This is a genomic window from Pseudomonas sp. RU47, from assembly GCF_004011755.1.
In the GTDB taxonomy this organism is placed as follows: Bacteria; Pseudomonadota; Gammaproteobacteria; order Pseudomonadales; family Pseudomonadaceae; genus Aquipseudomonas.
This window is the reverse complement of record NZ_CP022411.1, coordinates 2,230,805-2,247,111: the sequence shown is the minus strand read 5'-3', so window position 1 is coordinate 2,247,111 and position 16,307 is coordinate 2,230,805. Positions and strand designations below refer to the sequence as shown.

Here is a 16,307-nt window from a genome sequence, read left to right as displayed (position 1 = left end):
TGTCAGTGAGGCATATGTTGGCTGACACACCGCTATCGCGAGCAGGCTCACTCCTACAGTTTAGATTCGGGCAGATTCCGGGATCTGGATCGCCGGGCCATAGCCCTCGATGAACTCGGCCGGCATGCGCTTGGGCTTGCCCGTGGAGAGTTCAATGCAGACAAACGTGGTTTGCGCGCGCAGCAGCGTGGTGTTGTCGCTCGGGCGCTTGAGCTGGAAATGCCGGGTCATCTTCAGACGCTGATCCCAATCAACGATCCAGGTCGCCAATTGCAGTTCATCGCCTTCATAGGCCGCAGCGAGATAATCGATCTCGTGACGGACTACGGCCATCGCCCGATCCAGTCGCCGATACTCGACCAGATCCAGACCCAGACGCTGCGAGTGGCGCCAGGCGCAGCGTTCGAGCCAGGTCACGTACACCGCGTTGTTCGCGTGGCCCAGCCCGTCGATGTCCTCGGCGCCTACTTGCAGATCAATGGTAAACGGCGTTGCCCGATCCCAGCCCATGCCCCACTCCCGGTCAATGTATTCAACCGGGGCAGTGTAACGGAGCTCAGGCCGATTGGCGCGCCTGAAGGCTGCGGCCGGCCAGCAGTGATAACACGCCATCAACCACTCGAGGGTCGGCCAGCACGCGCTGATGACCGCCGCCTTCAAGGCGCAACAGGCGACTGTCGAACCAGGATTCGTGGATCAGTTGCGATTCCTTGACCGAGACGAAGTTGTCGTCCTCGGCATGCACGATCAGGCCGGGCATATCCAGTTGATAGTGGGCAACGTCGAGAGTCGCGGCGCGCATGCCGACATCTTGCTCGACCTGGCGAATGAAAGCGGAACGGGCCCGAGGCGGCATACCAACGTAGCGAGCAAATCCGCGCAGTACGCCAAGAATGCGCGCAGGCGCGGCGATGCTGACGAGGGTTTCGGTGCGCAAGCCCAATTGCACGGCGAGCATGGCGCTGGCGCCGCCCATGGAATGACCGATGACCGCTTGCAGTGGCGGCAGCTCGGCAGCCGCTTCGAGCATCGCCCGGGCGAACAACACGACATTGGCTTCACGCCCCGGCGAACGTCCGTGGGCCGGACCATCGAGCGCGACGACGGTATAACCGGCGTCGACCAGCGCGGTGATCAGCGCGGCGAACTGAGTTGGCCGCCCTTCCCAGCCGTGCATCAGCAACACCGCCGGGCCTTGGCCCCAGCGCAGCGCCGAGAGACCGAAGCGCAAAGTGATCCGCTCGGAACTTGCCAGCAGCGGCAACTCCCAATCGCGCAGTGGCAACGTGCGCGGCGTCATGAACGCCAGACGCATTTTGCTCGCAACCCGTTTCGGTGCAATCCAGCCCAAGGTGCCATTAACGCCACGAATCCACTTCAACGTGTTCATCGCTCTCTCCTCAGGCGTGCTGCCTTCAGGTCAACGCACCGCCGACTTGGCAGCGCGCAGCAATCGATCGGATAAATCTCCCGGGCCGAGCGCTCTTGCAAGTGCCAGACCACCCACCATCAAGGCCACATCGGCCAAGGCTTTGTCGGTGTCCTCAGGGCTGGACGCCAACTGCGCAATCATCAATTCCAGGTGCTCGTTCAGCGCGATGCGGAACGACTCCGGCAAACGGCCCAATTCGCCGATCGAAGCTGGAATCGGACATGCCGCGTCACTGGAATCACGATGCTTGCGCGACAGGTAGAACGCAGCGACCAGGGCGCGGCGCTCTTCGCCGGTCAGTTCGGCATCCATGTCGGCAATCAGGTCGCGGCGGCGGCCGAGCAATTGCTTGAACGCTTCGAGCATCATTGCGTCCTTGCTTTCGAAGTGCGCGTAGAAGCCACCGACGGTGAGGCCGGCTGCGCCCATCACTTCGCCCACGCTCGGGTCGGCCGGGCCACGCTGAATCAGTGCGGCGCTGGCAGCCTTAAGGATGCGTTCGCGGGTTTGAGCTTTTTTATCGTTCATCGTTGCCTCCGAATATTACGACTAGAATATTATTCGCATAATAATATTCTGCAAGTCAAGGATATGACCGCTGGTCTGAAGCACAGTGTAAGGAAAAAGGAGAGTTGGCCAAACGCCAGACAAACAAAAGGGCCATTCAATAATTGAATGACCCTTATAAAATCCCGCAGAGCGGGTAATCGTGGCGTCCCCTAGGGGACTCGAACCCCTGTTACCGCCGTGAAAGGGCGGTGTCCTAGGCCACTAGACGAAGGGGACACAAACCTTCTATACAACTGATCAGCGCTGAGAACTGATCGATTCAAGGCCGGTGTGGCCAGACCTTGAACGTGTAAAATTGGTGGAGCTTAGCGGGATCGAACCGCTGACCTCCTGCATGCCATGCAGGCGCTCTCCCAGCTGAGCTAAAGCCCCGGATTTTTCGCCTCGCGGCGGAGCGACATCTTGCAACATCGCTTCTGTAAAACTGGCGTCCCCTAGGGGACTCGAACCCCTGTTACCGCCGTGAAAGGGCGGTGTCCTAGGCCACTAGACGAAGGGGACGCAAACCCTTCTATACAACTGATCAACGCTGAGTGTTGATCGCTTCGAAGCCGGTGTGGCCAGGCTTCGAAGTGTAAATTGGTGGAGCTAAACGGGATCGAACCGTTGACCTCCTGCATGCCATGCAGGCGCTCTCCCAGCTGAGCTATAGCCCCTCATCGTTGATGTCATCGCTGAGGACGGGGCGAATCTTAAGGGCGTATCGAAAGCCTGTCAAACTTATTTTTGAAATTTTTCAAAGTTTTTCGTCGGCATAACAATCACTTACCGCCCTCCCCCGTAAATTCGGGGGGAACAACGCCGAAGGCCGGAATCAAAAGATCCCGGCCTTCGGTGGTTCCTGCAGAGTCAGGCGTGCTTAAGCGATAGCGCCCAGCAGCTTTTCCCACTCTTTGTTTTCTTTCTTCGACACGCCGCCCAGTAGGTCAATCGCCTGACGCAGACGATAACGGGTCAGATCCGGGCCGAGGATTTCCATGGCGTCGAGCACCGACACCGAACTCGCCTGACCAGTGATCGCAGCGAACATCAGCGGCATCGCATCGCGCAGTTTCAACTCCAGCGATTCGACCACAGCCTGAATGGTCGCAGTGATGTTGTCCTTCTCCCACTGACGCAGGCTTTCCAGCTTCCACAGGATCAACTGCATCAACTGCCGAACCTGATCGCCGGAGAGTTTCTTCGATTCGAACAACTTGGCATCCGGATTGACGCCACCAGCGAAGAAGAACCCGCCCAGCGGTGCAACCTGACTGAAGGTTTCGACGCGACCCTGAACCAGCGGCGCGATCTTCATCATGTATTCCGGGTTCAATGCCCAGGTTTGCAGACGGCTGGCGAACTCTTCCACCGGCAGATCACGCAGCCACTGGCCGTTGAGCCACGACAGCTTCTCGATGTCGAAGATCGGCCCGCCAAGGGACACACGCTTGAGGTCGAAATTGTCGACCATTTCCTGCAGCGAGAACTTCTCGCGCTCGTCCGGCATCGACCAACCCATGCGACCGAGGTAGTTGAGCATCGCCTCAGGCATGAAGCCCATGCGCTCGTAGAACGTCACCGAGGTCGGGTTCTTGCGCTTGGACAGCTTGCTCTTGTCCGGGTTACGCAGCAGCGGCATGTAGCACAGCTCCGGTTGTTCCCAGCCGAAGTATTCGTAAAGCAGGATCAGTTTTGGCGCCGATGGCAGCCACTCTTCGCCGCGCAGCACGTGGGTGATGCCCATCAAATGGTCGTCGACGACGTTGGCGAGGAAGTACGTCGGCAGGCCGTCGGTCTTCATCAGCACTTGCATGTCCATGCGATCCCACGGGATCTCGACATCGCCACGGAGCATGTCCGGCACCACGCAAACGCCTTCACTCGGCACTTTCATGCGGATCACGTGGGGTTCGCCGGCGGCCAGACGGGCCGCGACTTCTTCTTTCGACAGCAGCAGTGCGCGGCCGTCGTAACGTGGAGTTTCGCCGCGGGCCATTTGCTCGGCGCGCATCTGATCCAGCTCCTCAGCTGTGCAGAAGCATGGGAACGCGTGGCCCATGTCGACCAGTTGCTGGCAGTACTTCTGGTAGATGTCACCGCGCTCGCTCTGGCGATACGGGCCGTGCGGGCCGCCGACGTCCGGGCCTTCGCTCCAGTCGATACCCAGCCAGCGCAGGGCGTCGAAGATCTGCTGTTCGGACTCGCGGGTCGAACGCAACTGGTCGGTGTCTTCGATCCGCAGGATGAACTCACCGCCATGCTGCTTGGCAAAGCAGTAGTTGAATAATGCGATGTAAGCGGTACCTACATGGGGATCCCCGGTAGGCGATGGCGCGATGCGAGTGCGGACGGTGGTCATGGCATGTCTCGAAAAGAATGAAAAGCAAAACAATCAAGCGGCGAATGGTAACAGGCGACACCCGCCCCGCTCCAGCAGGCAGGGCATTTAAGCCAAGTTTGCCTCTGGAACGCCGGTAAGTCGTGGTGAATGGGCAAATATCAGCGGATGGCATTTACCGTTGATCGGCTGTATGCCAGATTCGCCTGCTGATAACTTTCCTTACAATTCCTCGACTACAGTTTGCCCATGCCTGCCCAACTCAAGCGTCGCCTGTTGATTTTCCTGCTGCTCGTCCTGCTGATCGCCGGGGGCTTTTTCGCCCATTGGTTTTTCAAGGGACGCTTCTATGAAAGCACCGACAACGCTTATGTCCAGGGCGAAATCACCCGTGTGTCGAGCCAGTTGAGCGCGCGCATCGACGAAGTGCTGGTACAGGACAATCAGCACGTCGAAAAAGGCCAGTTACTGGTGCGCCTCGAACCCAATGATTTCCGCCTGGCCATCGATCGCGCCAATGCCGCCCTCGCCACCCGCGAAGCGGAACGCCTGCAAGCGCAAAGCAAATTGACTCAGCAAGCCAGTCTGATTGCTTCCAGTGATGCGCAAGTGGCGACCACCCAAGCTACCCTCGGCCGCTCGCAGATGGATTTGTCGCGTGCCGAAACCCTGCGCAAACCCGGCTATGTTTCCGAAGAACGGGTGACCACCCTCTCCGCCGACGCCCACATTGCTCGCTCGCAAGTGGCCAAGGCGCAGGCTGATGCGCAAGGCCAGCGCCAACAGGTCAACGCCCTGAACGCGGAAATCAAACGCCTCGACGCGCAGATTGCCAACGCCCGCGCCGATCTCGCGCAAGCCGAACTCAACCTGACTCGCAGCGAAATCCACGCGCCGATCAGCGGTCTGGTCGGCCAGCGCGCCGCGCGCAATGGTCAAGTGGTGCAGGCCGGTGCTTATCTGCTGTCGATCGTCCCGGACGAAGACATCTGGGTGCAGGCCAACTTCAAGGAAACCCAGATCGGTCATATGCAACCCGGCCAAAAAGCCGAGCTGACCTTCGATGCCTATGGCGATACGCCGATCGAAGCGCGGGTCGATAGTCTGTTCGCCGCGTCCGGCGCACAGTTCAGCCTGCTGCCGCCGGACAACGCCACCGGTAACTTCACCAAAGTCGTACAGCGGATTCCGGTGAAACTGACTTTCAAGGCCGACAACCCGCTGCACGGCAAGATCCGTCCGGGCATGTCCGTCACCGCCACCGTGAACATCAAAGACGCCCCGGACAATGGCCGGTGATTCGCTGATCCGCCCGGTCGGCGAGCCGACCCGGCGCGATTGGATTGCGGTGATGAGCGTGATGCTCGGCGCCTTTATGGCGGTGCTCGACATTCAGATCACCAACTCGTCGCTGAAAGATATTCAGGGCGCGCTGTCGGCAACGCTGGAAGAAGGCTCGTGGATTTCCACCTCGTATCTGGTCGCGGAAATCATCATGATCCCGCTGACCGCGTGGCTGGTGCAGCTGCTGTCGGCGCGCCGTCTGGCGGTGTGGGTGTCGCTGGGCTTTCTGCTGTCATCGCTGCTGTGCTCGATGGCCTGGAGCCTGGAGAGCATGATCGTCTTCCGCGCCATGCAGGGTTTCACCGGCGGCGCGCTGATCCCGCTGGCGTTCACCCTGACCCTGATCAAACTCCCCGAACACCACCGCGCCAAAGGCATGGCGATGTTCGCCATGACCGCGACCTTCGCGCCGTCCATCGGCCCGACGCTGGGCGGCTGGCTCACGGAAAACTGGGGTTGGGAATACATCTTCTATATCAACATTCCGCCGGGCCTGATCATGATCGCCGGGTTGATGTACGGGCTGGAAAAGAAAGAAGCGCACTGGGAATTACTGAAAAGCACCGACTACACCGGCATCCTCACGCTGGGCATCGGCCTCGGGTGCTTGCAGGTGTTTCTTGAAGAGGGTCATCGCAAGGACTGGCTGGAATCGAGCCTGATCGTGACGCTGGGCAGCATTGCGCTAGTGAGCCTGGTCACCTTTGTGATCGTGCAGATCTCCAAACCGAATCCACTGATCAACTTGGGAATCCTGCGCAATCGCAACTTTGGTTTATCGAGTATTTCCAGCCTGGGCATGGGTGTAGGACTGTACGGTTCGATCTATTTGTTGCCGCTGTATCTGGCGCAGATTCAGAACTACAACGCCCTGCAGATCGGCGAAGTGATCATGTGGATGGGCGTGCCGCAGCTGTTTCTGATTCCGCTGGTGCCGAAGCTGATGAAGTTTGTTTCGCCGAAATGGCTGTGCACGCTGGGGTTTGGTTTGTTTGGTCTGGCGAGTTTTTCGTCGGGGGTGCTCAACCCGGATTTTGCCGGGCCGCAGTTCAATCAGATCCAGATCATCCGCGCACTGGGCCAGCCGTTGATCATGGTGACCATTTCGCTGATCGCCACGGCGTACATCCTGCCGCAGGATGCGGGGTCGGCGTCGAGTCTGTTCAATATTCTGCGTAACCTCGGCGGTGCGATTGGCATTGCTCTGCTGGCGACGCTGCTGGATGCGCGCACCAAGACTTACTTCGATTATCTGCGTGAAGCGGTGGTGCCGACCAATCCGCAGGTGGCCGAGCGACTGGCATCGATGACCGATCGGTTTGGCAGTGACACGGCGGCGTTGGGCAAGTTGAGCGAGATCGTCCATCAGCAGGCGGCGATCATGGCTTACAACGATGCGTTTCACTTTGTCGGGATTGCGTTGGGGATCAGCATGCTGGCGGTTTTGTTGACCAAAAAATTGCCACAAGGATTGAAGGCTGGGGAGTCTCATTAAGACCGAGTCGCCGCCATTCGCGAGCAGGCTCGCTCCCACAGGGGATTTGTGAACGACACAATTCCAATGTGGGAGCGAGCCTGCTCGCGAAGAGGCCCTGTCCGGCGCTAGAGATCAAACAGCCAATAGCCGCTCGCGCAGCTTGGCAATCTCATCGCGCATCTGCGCCGCCGCTTCAAACTCCAGATCCCGCGCCAGCTGATACATCTTCTCTTCCAGCGCACGAATGCGTTTGGTGATCTCGCTCGGCGAGCGCAGTTCGGCTTCGTATTTGGCGTTCTCTTCGGCCGCTTTGGCCATGCCTTTGCGCTTCTTGCTGCGCGAGCCTGGCACGGTGGCGCCTTCCATGATGTCGGCAACGTCCTTGATCACCCCGCGTGGGGTGATGCCGTTTTCCAGGTTGAAGGCGATCTGCTTGTCGCGACGACGCTCGGTCTCGCCAATCGCTCGCTCCATCGAACCGGTCATGCGGTCAGCGTAGAGAATCGCCCGACCATTGAGGTTACGCGCCGCCCGGCCGATGGTCTGGATCAGCGAGCGCTCGGAACGCAGGAAGCCTTCCTTGTCCGCATCAAGAATCGCCACCAGCGACACTTCCGGCATGTCCAGGCCTTCACGCAGCAGGTTGATACCCACCAGCACGTCAAAGGTGCCGAGGCGCAGATCACGGATGATTTCCACGCGCTCGACGGTGTCTATGTCCGAGTGCAAATAACGTACGCGCACACCGTGGTCGGCGAGGTAATCGGTAAGGTCTTCGGCCATGCGCTTGGTCAGCGTGGTGACCAGCACCCGTTCCTCGACCGCCACACGTTTGCTGATTTCCGAGAGCAGGTCGTCGACCTGAGTCAGCGCCGGCCGCACTTCTACCTGCGGGTCGACCAGACCGGTCGGCCGCACCACTTGCTCGACCACGCGCCCGGCGTGCTCGGCTTCGTAGTTGCCTGGTGTCGCAGAGACAAAAATGGTCTGCGGGCTGACCCCTTCCCACTCGTCAAAACGCATTGGCCGATTGTCCAGCGCCGACGGCAAACGGAAACCGTATTCAACCAGTGTTTCCTTACGCGAACGGTCGCCCTTATACATCGCGCCGACCTGCGGCACGCTGACGTGGGATTCGTCGATCACCAGCAAAGCGTCGGCCGGCAGATAATCGTAGAGCGTTGGCGGCGCGGCACCGGCCGGACGCCCGGACAGGTAGCGCGAGTAGTTTTCGATACCGTTGCAGTAACCCAGTTCGAGGATCATTTCCAGGTCGAAACGGGTGCGCTGTTCAAGGCGCTGGGCTTCCACCAGTTTGTTGTTGCTGCGCAGGTATTCGAGGCGTTCCTGCAGTTCGACCTTGATGTGTTCGATGGCGTCGAGCAGGGTTTCCCGTGGCGTCACATAGTGGCTCTTCGGGTAAAAGGTGAAGCGCGGCATCTTGCGGATGACTTCGCCGGTCAGCGGGTCGAATGCGGAAATGCTTTCGACCTCGTCATCGAACAGCTCGATGCGAATCGCTTCCAGATCGGATTCCGCCGGGTAAATGTCGATGACATCGCCGCGCACACGGAAGGTCGCGCGGGCAAAATCCATGTCATTGCGGGTGTACTGCAAGTCGGCCAGACGCCGCAGCAATGCGCGCTGGTCGAGTTTGTCGCCGCGATCGACGTGCAGCACCATCTTCAGATAGGTTTCCGGGCTACCGAGACCGTAGATGCACGACACCGTGGTGACGATGATCGCGTCCTTGCGCTCGAGCAGCGCTTTGGTTGCTGACAGACGCATCTGCTCGATGTGGTCGTTGATCGACGCATCCTTCTCGATGAAGGTGTCGGACGACGGCACATAGGCTTCAGGCTGATAGTAGTCGTAGTAGGAGACGAAATACTCGACGGCGTTGTTCGGGAAGAACGCCTTGAACTCGCCGTACAACTGCGCGGCCAAGGTCTTGTTCGGCGCCAATACCAGCGTCGGGCGCTGTATCTGCGAGATGACATTGGCGATGCTGAAGGTCTTGCCCGAGCCGGTCACACCGAGCAGCGTCTGGTGCGCCAGCCCGGCCTCGATGCCCTCCACCAATTGGCGGATGGCTTCCGGCTGGTCGCCGGCGGGCTCGAAGCGGGTGACGAGCTGGAATTCGGACATATACACCTCTGGGATCGCGGCATTCCGAGCAAAGCGGAGCACCACGGGGACGACCGCAAACGACCGGTGTCGCGCAAGAAAAAACCTGGATTGTGCTCAATGTGGTGGCGATTGCCCGCTCTTTCAAGGCAAACGTCCTACATCCACTAAAGACTCTGACACGAGCAGTCGACTAACGGTCAAGAAATAATCGGAAAAACTTACCCTAAAAGCCGAATCGCCTGTCGCCATTGTTCCGTAATGGCCTCTATACTAGCTCCCCGTTTGTGCACCGCTCTAGTGCATCCGGCTGGAGCGCGACACGTCCCTCCACTCTCCATTCAGAGCCGCCGCAATAATGAGCCTGTTCTCCGCTGTCGAAATGGCACCCCGCGATCCAATCCTGGGCCTCAACGAAGCATTCAACGCCGATACCCGGACCACCAAGGTCAACCTGGGCGTGGGTGTTTACTGCAACGAAGAGGGGCGAATTCCACTTCTGCGCGCCGTGATCGAAGCCGAGACGATTCGCGTCGCTCAACACGCTTCGCGCGGTTACCTGCCGATCGATGGCATCGCTGCCTACGACCAGGCCGTGCAAAAGCTGCTGTTCGGCAACGACTCGCCGCTGATCAGCGCCGGTCGCGTCATCACCACTCAGGCCGTCGGCGGGACCGGCGCCCTGAAAATCGGTGCCGACTTCCTCAAGCAACTGCTGCCGAACGCCGTTGTGGCGATCAGCGACCCGAGCTGGGAAAACCACCGCGCGCTGTTCGAAACCGCCGGTTTCCCGGTGCAGAACTACCGTTACTACGACGCTGCCACCCACGACGTTAACCGTGCCGGCATGCTCGAAGACCTCAACGCCCTGCCGAACGGCTCGATCGTTATCCTCCATGCGTGCTGCCACAACCCGACCGGCGTCGACCTGACCCCGGCGGACTGGAACAACGTACTGGAAGTGGTTAAAGCCAAAGGTCACGTGCCGTTCCTCGACATGGCCTATCAAGGTTTTGGCGACGGTATCGACGAAGACGCCGCTGCCGTGCGCCTGTTCGCTGAATCCGGTCTGACTTTCTTCGTCTCGAGCTCGTTCTCCAAGTCGTTCTCGCTGTACGGCGAGCGCGTGGGTGCGCTGTCGATCATCAGCGAATCGAAAGAAGAAAGCGCGCGCGTGCTGTCGCAGGTCAAACGCGTGATCCGTACCAACTACTCCAACCCGCCGACCCACGGTGCAAGCATCGTTGCTGCGGTGTTGAACAGCCCGGAACTGCGTGCGCAGTGGGAAGCGGAACTGGCTGAAATGCGTCTGCGCATTCGCGGCATGCGTGAGCAGATGGTTGCCCTGCTGGCCGAGAAAGCACCGGGCCGCGATTTCAGCTTCGTTGGTCGTCAGCGCGGCATGTTCTCTTACTCGGGCCTGACCACTGAACAAGTGCATCGCCTGCGTAACGAGTTCGGCATTTACGCACTGGATACCGGCCGTATCTGTGTAGCAGCGCTGAACCAGAGCAACATCAAGGCTGTGACGGATGCGATTGTTCAGGTCATCTGATTTCGCCGCGTGATGAAAAACGGGAAGCCTTTGGGCTTCCCGTTTTTATTTGCCTGATGAACAGCGCCCATAACCTCTAGACTGCACACAAATCCAAACTGTAGAAGTGAGCCTGCTCGCGATAGCGGCATGTCAGGTAATGAAGCTTCGGCTGACACGACGCTATCGCGAGCAGGCTCACTCCTACAGGTTTTGTGTACACCCGAGATTTCTGAAGAGACCCCATATGAAAAACGACAACCTGCGTGCCGACCGTGACGACCTGGATGATTTCATCCCCCGCGCCTCGGCCAAACGCGAAAAAAGCCTGGTGCTGCAAGTCGCCGCCGGGGTGTTTCTGGGTGGCCTGGCGCTGTGGCTGGTGCAACTGGCAGCCACTGCGGCCTACGCCAAACTGATGCTGGGCACTATCACCTTCGGCAGTTAAGCCAGTTCAGTCGCGCGCTGAGTCGCGGCATCGTCATAGACGACGTACAGCGATTCGGCGATCTGGCTTTTGATCGCCTTGGTGCTTTCAAGACCCAGGACAAAACCTTCAGCCTTACCGCCCGCGCGGTTCAATTCCTCGGCGGTACTGGCCTGGGTGATTGCATCCAAGAGTTTTTCGGCGTGTGGGCCGACGCCTTTGGGCAAGCTGATTTGCGCGATGCTCATGCGAGCACCTCGTTGTTGCGGTTTGAATGATTCATGGCGCGTACCTTTGCGGCGAATGGCCGGCAGCGCGTGTGACCACTTCCGGGCGGCCATGGTAGACCTCTGCTACGGTTCTGGTAACCGCCAATCGCTGACAAACCACCATCCATCCCGAAAATTCACTCATTTTTGCAACCGGTGCTTGACTTCTCTTTTTGAATCAGTAACATACGCACCAATTCCGCAATAGCTCAGTTGGTAGAGCAAATGACTGTTAATCATTGGGTCCCTGGTTCGAGTCCAGGTTGTGGAGCCAAATAGCAAAGCCCCTGAATCGAAAGATTCAGGGGCTTTTTTGTGGGCGATGGAAAAGATCAGAAGATCGCAGCCTTCGGCAGCTCCTACAGATTCAGCGTTCATCCGCAGAATCGGCGGAGTATGAGATCTGTGTAGGAGCTGCCGAAGGCTGCGATCTTTTGATCTTGAAATGAAAAAGGGCCGATCTGTGTTTAACAGATCGGCCCTTTTTATTTAGAGTCAGCCGTCAGACGTGCTCGCTACTCTTCACCTGCACCTTCGGCGCACCCTGCCCATGATCGTGATCATCCGGCTCGATCACCGGCACTTCCTTGCCGTCGCAGTCATGCAGCTTGCCGTCGCTGAAGTAATCACCTTCACGCAGCGCCGCCAGATCGCGATAACGCAGGGTGCGCTCTTCCGCTGCGGCAAATACCGACTGTTGATCCGAGTTACCGGCGGTGAAGTGGTTGAACGCCAGGTTGAGCAGGATCGCCATGATCGCCGACGAGCTGATGCCCGAGTGGAAAATGGTCGCGAACCAGCTCGGGAAATGATCGTAGAAGTTCGGCGCAGCAATCGGGATCATGCCGAAACCGATCGAAGTAGCGACGATGATCAGGTTGACGTTGTTGCGGTAATCAACTTTCGACAGCGTACGGATGCCGCTGGCCGCCACGGTACCGAACAGCACGATACCGGCGCCGCCGAGTACCGACGTCGGCACCGCCGCGATGACGCGGCCCATGAACGGCAGCAGGCCAAGGATCACCAGGAAGATCCCGCCAGTGGCCACCACGTAACGGCTCTTGATCCCGGTGACCGCCACCAGCCCGACGTTCTGGGCGAAAGCACTCTGGGTGAACGAGCCGAAGATCGGCGCAAACATGCTCGACAGCATGTCCGCCCGCAGACCGTTGCCCAGACGCTTGGAATCGACCTTGGTGCCAATGATTTCACCGACCGCCAGAATGTCTGCCGACGTTTCTACCAGCGTCACCATGACCACGATGCACATCGACAGGATCGCGGCGAAGTGGAAGGTCGGCATGCCGAAATGGAACGGCGTCGGGAAGCCGAACATCGGGCCAGTGGTGACGTTGGAGAAGTCTGCCATGCCGAGGAACACCGCCAGCACCGTGCCGATCACCATGGCCAACAGGATCGACAGACGCGAGATGGTCGAGCTGCCGACCTTGCTCAGCAGCAGCACCAATACCAGCGTGACCGCCGCCAGACCGATGTTTTGCATGCTGCCGAAGTCCGGCGCATGGCTGTTGCCGCCCATCGCCCAGCGTGCGGCCACTGGCATCAGCGTCAAGCCGATGGTGGTGATCACGATGCCGGTAACCAGTGGCGGGAAGAACTTGGTGATTCGCGAGAACACCGGCGTGATCAGCAGACCTATCAAGGACGCCGCTATCACCGCGCCGAGCACAGATTGAAAGCCGCCCTCCCCACCACTGCTGACGATCGCGACCATGGTCGCCACGCCGGAGAACGACACGCCCTGCACCAGCGGCAATTGACAGCCAAAAAACGGTAGACCCAGGGTTTGCAGCAGTGTCGCCAGCCCCCCCGCAAACAATGAAGCAGCAATCAACAAACCTATGTCTGCCGGCGACAGGCCGGCCGCCTGGCCGATGATCAGTGGCACCGCAACGATACCGCCGTACATGGTCAGAACATGTTGCAGGCCGTAAGCCATATTCGCGCCGACCCCGAGATTTTCGTCCTCGGGCCGTTGGTGTGAAACATGGGGCGTTTTCATGGTGGGGGGTTCCCTGGTTTTTGTTATGCGCACACTGTATTCAAAACTCGCGACAAGTGTCCATGGTTTTGTATACAAAAAAACAGCGGAGGGTTACTCATCACTCAAACGGCCTGACCACTTGAGTGCTCCCCTATCACGTGGCAGGATCAAGCACCACGCCGTACGGATTAATGGATGCCCGCTGCCGGGCAAGAAAAGGACATCACCATGAGTGGAAAGCCCGCTGCACGCGCAACAGATGCCACGACATGCCCTGCCCATGCGGCACAGAAAATAGTTGCCGGCTCCCCCGACGTATTCTTCGATGGTTTGCCAGCCGCGCGCCTCGGCGACCCCGCCTCTTGCGGCAGCTCCATCAGCGGCAACATTTCCGCGACCGTTTTCATCAATGGTAAAAACGCCGCCACGCAAGGCAGCCTGGGCAGCCACGGCGACGTTATCGTCGGCGGTTCCGGCACCGTCATCATTGGCCAGAGCGGCGGTGGCGCAGCGATCAGCCCCGTTCCGCCGATCAACTTGGGTTTCGACGAACAGTTCACGTTGCTGGACGCCGATGGCGAGCCCGTACCCGACTTCGCTTACAAGATCACCACCGCGTCGGGCAAGGTAATCCGCGGTGTCACCAATGAGCGCGGACTGACTCAAAGAGTGTCGACCCGCGCGAGCGAAATGCTGCATCTGGAGCCTGACGACCTAGCCTGAGCAGAAAAAAACCAGCGGCTGAATTCACCTGAAAGGAGCTGTAACCAGCATGGCGCAGGCAATCCTCAACAATAACCAGGCTCCCTCGAACCGACAGGGTGGCAGTACGCATCCGGCGGTCGTTGTCACCAAATACACCAAACGGGCTGACGAAAACGGTTGGCTGAGTGTCAAACTCGAGCCTAAGGGCACACTTGTCGCCCTCTGCGAATACACCAAAGTGACCTTCACCAAGGAGTCCGGTGGTCGAACCTACTTCCGGATTGCCGACGGCAATTCGGAGTTCGTCGGGCAGACGGCCAGCCTGAAAACCGAAAATGCCTTGAAGTACCTGATGGACACCCCGCCCACAGCGCCGGCCACCGTTAAGGTCAAGTACACCGGAGCACCGGCCCATGCGATATCGGAGTTCAAAGGCAAACTCCTGCAGCAATGGGCACAGGTCAGCTTCAATGGAAAAACGGCGAAGGTGACGCTGAACAGCCAGTGGGGCGGCGAATTTACCCCGATCCCTCCCGGACGCCACCGGATCATGGCCCCTGACCGCTCCCACGGAAATATCTCCACGGATGGCTACAAGGCACAAGGTAATCTGCATTGCACCGATGTCTGGTTTCCAATCGAACTGCAAGGCACAAAAGGCAACAGCAGCCGTTACATCCATGTCGGTCATTTGTCCGACGGCTGTGTCACCTTTTATGAGCTGATCAAATGGAACGATGTCTACGACTACCTGATCTGCCGGCGAGTCAAAGGTGAAGGCGGGAAATATGTCGGTGAATTGCTGGTGGAGAAATAATTGAAACGGTTGCTACTTATCCGATTGATACCCGCGCTGTTGCTGGTCATTGCCAGCAGTGCCAGTGCCAGTGCCGACTTTGGCTGTGATGACTTTCTGTCGAAGCTCGCAGACAAGCCATCGTTTGTTGAATTCAAAGGCTGCACACAGGCGCTTGATCGCATGGGCCAGCCATTTTCCGCCAGCTATGAAGTATCCGGGGCCAATGCTTCGAAAGCCGAACAGTACCTTGAACAGCACTTCGGGATTTCGCCGATCACGCGCGCCTGTTGTGTCTGGGACTCGACCCAAAATGGATTCAGAGATCCAGCAACAGGCATCAACTACCTGATCAGCATTGGCTCAGAGGAAACAGAGGTCAGGCAACGGGAGTCGTGGGCGAAGATCAATCGCTTCACGATCCAGGTCGATGCTTACGCTGAGGATCCCTGACCAGGCTGGATAAGGTGTCCGAGCACCGGCCTTAAAAACTCTGGGCGCGCGACACGTATCCCGAACTCAACCTCAAGCAGATCGAGTAGATCCTCGACGTCCGCGACCTCACGCCGCTTGCTTTCGGCGCCCATTCGATGCACAGCGAAGCTGCCGTTGTTCAGCGTCTTGCGCCAGCCCTCCCCGGTGCGCGCCACCATCAGACGCTGGCTGAACGGTGACTCAGGGTGAGTCGAGACATACCAATTGCCGACGGTGTAATCGATGTCTTCCTGGCGTTGCAGATCGAACAGGTACATCGGCCGCCATTCCCCCGCCACGTTGGCACGCAGCATGTAGCCGTCGGCCTGTTTTTCAATGCGATAAGGTTCGTGTGGCGTTGGTTGCTCCGCTTCGGTGTCGAGCAGCAGCGGTGCAGTCGGCACCATGCCACCAAAACCGACATCGGTGATGTAGCGCACATCGTCGATGGTCACCAGACTCAAGCGGTGCGTGCGCGCCGTCCAGCTGCCTTCCGGCTGATTCATCACCACGCGCCCGCTGATAGCGCGTACGTCGAAGCCCAGTTCAAGCAACAAGGCAAAGAACAGGTTGTTGAGTTCGTAGCAGTAACCACCACGGCCACCGACGAGGATTTTTTCTTCGATGGACGGCAGATCGATCAACACCGGAGCACCGGTAATCGTCGCCAGGTTCTCGAATGGAAACACGCCGGTGTGGCGCAATTGCAGAAGGCGCAAGGTCTCGAGTGTCGGTGCTGGTGGCGTTTCGAAACCGAGGCGTTGCAGGTACAGCTTCAGATTCGTCAGGCGTGGCTCACTCATTGCTCGATCCTTATGCATGGG

15 protein-coding genes and 5 tRNA genes are annotated in these 16,307 nt (G+C 58.8%); 8 read left to right on the top strand and 12 right to left on the bottom strand.

Annotated elements, in window-relative coordinates:
- Positions 1 to 60: 60 nt before the first annotated feature.
- From CCX46_RS10220 to gltX, 8 genes are all read right to left on the bottom strand, one after another.
- Complete coding sequence (locus CCX46_RS10220) at positions 61 to 510, bottom strand: acyl-CoA thioesterase (protein WP_127926571.1); 450 nt, start codon at positions 508 to 510, stop codon at positions 61 to 63.
- Between the two features lie 46 nt (positions 511 to 556).
- Positions 557 to 1,390 (bottom strand): alpha/beta fold hydrolase, encoded by an 834-nt coding sequence (locus CCX46_RS10215; RefSeq protein WP_127926570.1) that lies wholly within the window; start codon positions 1,388 to 1,390, stop codon positions 557 to 559.
- A 30-nt stretch (positions 1,391 to 1,420) separates the two neighbouring features.
- The gene (locus tag CCX46_RS10210; protein ID WP_007913421.1) at positions 1,421 to 1,960 is read right to left on the bottom strand and encodes a TetR/AcrR family transcriptional regulator; all 540 of its coding nucleotides are present in this window, start codon (positions 1,958 to 1,960) and stop codon (positions 1,421 to 1,423) included.
- Positions 1,961 to 2,142: 182 nt separating this feature from the next.
- Positions 2,143 to 2,218: transfer RNA gene (locus CCX46_RS10205), tRNA-Glu, on the bottom strand.
- A gap of 80 nt (positions 2,219 to 2,298) precedes the next feature.
- A tRNA-Ala gene (locus CCX46_RS10200) sits at positions 2,299 to 2,374 on the bottom strand.
- A gap of 53 nt (positions 2,375 to 2,427) precedes the next feature.
- Positions 2,428 to 2,503 (bottom strand) — tRNA-Glu (locus tag CCX46_RS10195).
- 79 nt (positions 2,504 to 2,582) lie between these two features.
- A tRNA-Ala gene (locus CCX46_RS10190) sits at positions 2,583 to 2,658 on the bottom strand.
- Between the two features lie 203 nt (positions 2,659 to 2,861).
- Positions 2,862 to 4,343 (bottom strand): glutamate--tRNA ligase, encoded by a 1,482-nt coding sequence (gltX, locus tag CCX46_RS10185; RefSeq protein WP_099758525.1) that lies wholly within the window; start codon positions 4,341 to 4,343, stop codon positions 2,862 to 2,864.
- Between the two features lie 228 nt (positions 4,344 to 4,571).
- Between gltX and CCX46_RS10180 the strand changes: the two genes are divergently transcribed.
- The gene (locus CCX46_RS10180; protein ID WP_127926569.1) at positions 4,572 to 5,621 is read left to right on the top strand and encodes an HlyD family secretion protein; all 1,050 of its coding nucleotides are present in this window, start codon (positions 4,572 to 4,574) and stop codon (positions 5,619 to 5,621) included.
- A gap of 49 nt (positions 5,622 to 5,670) precedes the next feature.
- A complete protein-coding gene (locus tag CCX46_RS10175; protein ID WP_177413897.1) occupies positions 5,671 to 7,161 on the top strand; it encodes an MDR family MFS transporter in 1,491 nt (496 codons plus the stop codon).
- Between the two features lie 114 nt (positions 7,162 to 7,275).
- On the opposite strand, the gene uvrB is transcribed toward CCX46_RS10175, so the two are convergent.
- Positions 7,276 to 9,291, bottom strand: coding sequence for an excinuclease ABC subunit UvrB (uvrB, locus tag CCX46_RS10170; protein ID WP_007913411.1), 2,016 nt, complete (start codon positions 9,289 to 9,291; stop codon positions 7,276 to 7,278).
- Between the two features lie 337 nt (positions 9,292 to 9,628).
- On the opposite strand from uvrB, the gene CCX46_RS10165 reads away from it, so the two are divergent.
- A complete protein-coding gene (locus CCX46_RS10165) occupies positions 9,629 to 10,825 on the top strand; it encodes an amino acid aminotransferase (protein WP_038363598.1) in 1,197 nt (398 codons plus the stop codon).
- A 226-nt stretch (positions 10,826 to 11,051) separates the two neighbouring features.
- On the top strand, positions 11,052 to 11,252 hold the full coding sequence (locus tag CCX46_RS10155) for a hypothetical protein (RefSeq protein WP_016983541.1): 201 nt from the start codon (positions 11,052 to 11,054) through the stop codon (positions 11,250 to 11,252).
- On the opposite strand, the gene CCX46_RS10150 is transcribed toward CCX46_RS10155, so the two are convergent.
- A complete protein-coding gene (locus CCX46_RS10150; protein WP_127926567.1) occupies positions 11,249 to 11,479 on the bottom strand; it encodes a hypothetical protein in 231 nt (76 codons plus the stop codon). The genes CCX46_RS10155 and CCX46_RS10150 overlap by 4 nt on opposite strands.
- 219 nt (positions 11,480 to 11,698) lie before the next feature.
- Between CCX46_RS10150 and CCX46_RS10145 the strand changes: the two genes are divergently transcribed.
- Positions 11,699 to 11,774 (top strand) — tRNA-Asn (locus tag CCX46_RS10145).
- A 228-nt stretch (positions 11,775 to 12,002) separates the two neighbouring features.
- On the opposite strand, the gene CCX46_RS10140 is transcribed toward CCX46_RS10145, so the two are convergent.
- Positions 12,003 to 13,526 (bottom strand): nucleobase:cation symporter-2 family protein, encoded by a 1,524-nt coding sequence (locus tag CCX46_RS10140; RefSeq protein ID WP_116255283.1) that lies wholly within the window; start codon positions 13,524 to 13,526, stop codon positions 12,003 to 12,005.
- Positions 13,527 to 13,736: 210 nt separating this feature from the next.
- On the opposite strand from CCX46_RS10140, the gene CCX46_RS10135 reads away from it, so the two are divergent.
- From CCX46_RS10135 to CCX46_RS10125, 3 genes are read left to right on the top strand one after another with little or no spacing between them, the layout of a single operon-like run.
- On the top strand, positions 13,737 to 14,231 hold the full coding sequence (locus CCX46_RS10135) for a PAAR domain-containing protein (RefSeq protein ID WP_102900938.1): 495 nt from the start codon (positions 13,737 to 13,739) through the stop codon (positions 14,229 to 14,231).
- A gap of 49 nt (positions 14,232 to 14,280) precedes the next feature.
- A complete protein-coding gene (locus tag CCX46_RS10130; RefSeq protein ID WP_127926566.1) occupies positions 14,281 to 15,030 on the top strand; it encodes a hypothetical protein in 750 nt (249 codons plus the stop codon).
- Positions 15,031 to 15,462, top strand: a complete 432-nt coding sequence (locus CCX46_RS10125) for a DUF4952 domain-containing protein (RefSeq protein ID WP_127926565.1) — start codon at positions 15,031 to 15,033, stop codon at positions 15,460 to 15,462. It abuts the gene before it with no gap.
- Here CCX46_RS10125 and CCX46_RS10120 read toward each other — a convergent pair.
- Entirely contained in the window at positions 15,444 to 16,286 is an 843-nt protein-coding gene (locus CCX46_RS10120; RefSeq protein WP_127926564.1) for an arylamine N-acetyltransferase family protein, read from the bottom strand. The two genes, CCX46_RS10125 and CCX46_RS10120, sit on opposite strands and share 19 nt — an antisense overlap.
- Between the last annotated feature and the right edge of the window lie 21 nt (positions 16,287 to 16,307).

What these genes read in the sequence shown, in the direction of transcription:
- gltX (WP_099758525.1), bottom strand. Translation starts at nt 4,343, where the DNA reads ATGACCACCGTCCGCACTCGCATCGCGCCATCGCCTACCGGGGATCCC.
- CCX46_RS10180 (WP_127926569.1), top strand. Translation starts at nt 4,572, where the DNA reads ATGCCTGCCCAACTCAAGCGTCGCCTGTTGATTTTCCTGCTGCTCGTC.
- uvrB (WP_007913411.1), bottom strand. Translation starts at nt 9,291, where the DNA reads ATGTCCGAATTCCAGCTCGTCACCCGCTTCGAGCCCGCCGGCGACCAG.
- CCX46_RS10215 (WP_127926570.1), bottom strand. Translation starts at nt 1,390, where the DNA reads ATGAACACGTTGAAGTGGATTCGTGGCGTTAATGGCACCTTGGGCTGG.
- CCX46_RS10120 (WP_127926564.1), bottom strand. Translation starts at nt 16,286, where the DNA reads ATGAGTGAGCCACGCCTGACGAATCTGAAGCTGTACCTGCAACGCCTC.
- CCX46_RS10140 (WP_116255283.1), bottom strand. Translation starts at nt 13,526, where the DNA reads ATGAAAACGCCCCATGTTTCACACCAACGGCCCGAGGACGAAAATCTC.
- CCX46_RS10130 (WP_127926566.1), top strand. Translation starts at nt 14,281, where the DNA reads ATGGCGCAGGCAATCCTCAACAATAACCAGGCTCCCTCGAACCGACAG.
- CCX46_RS10210 (WP_007913421.1), bottom strand. Translation starts at nt 1,960, where the DNA reads ATGAACGATAAAAAAGCTCAAACCCGCGAACGCATCCTTAAGGCTGCC.
- CCX46_RS10165 (WP_038363598.1), top strand. Translation starts at nt 9,629, where the DNA reads ATGAGCCTGTTCTCCGCTGTCGAAATGGCACCCCGCGATCCAATCCTG.
- CCX46_RS10220 (WP_127926571.1), bottom strand. Translation starts at nt 510, where the DNA reads ATGGGCTGGGATCGGGCAACGCCGTTTACCATTGATCTGCAAGTAGGC.
- CCX46_RS10135 (WP_102900938.1), top strand. Translation starts at nt 13,737, where the DNA reads ATGAGTGGAAAGCCCGCTGCACGCGCAACAGATGCCACGACATGCCCT.
- CCX46_RS10155 (WP_016983541.1), top strand. Translation starts at nt 11,052, where the DNA reads ATGAAAAACGACAACCTGCGTGCCGACCGTGACGACCTGGATGATTTC.
- CCX46_RS10150 (WP_127926567.1), bottom strand. Translation starts at nt 11,479, where the DNA reads ATGAGCATCGCGCAAATCAGCTTGCCCAAAGGCGTCGGCCCACACGCC.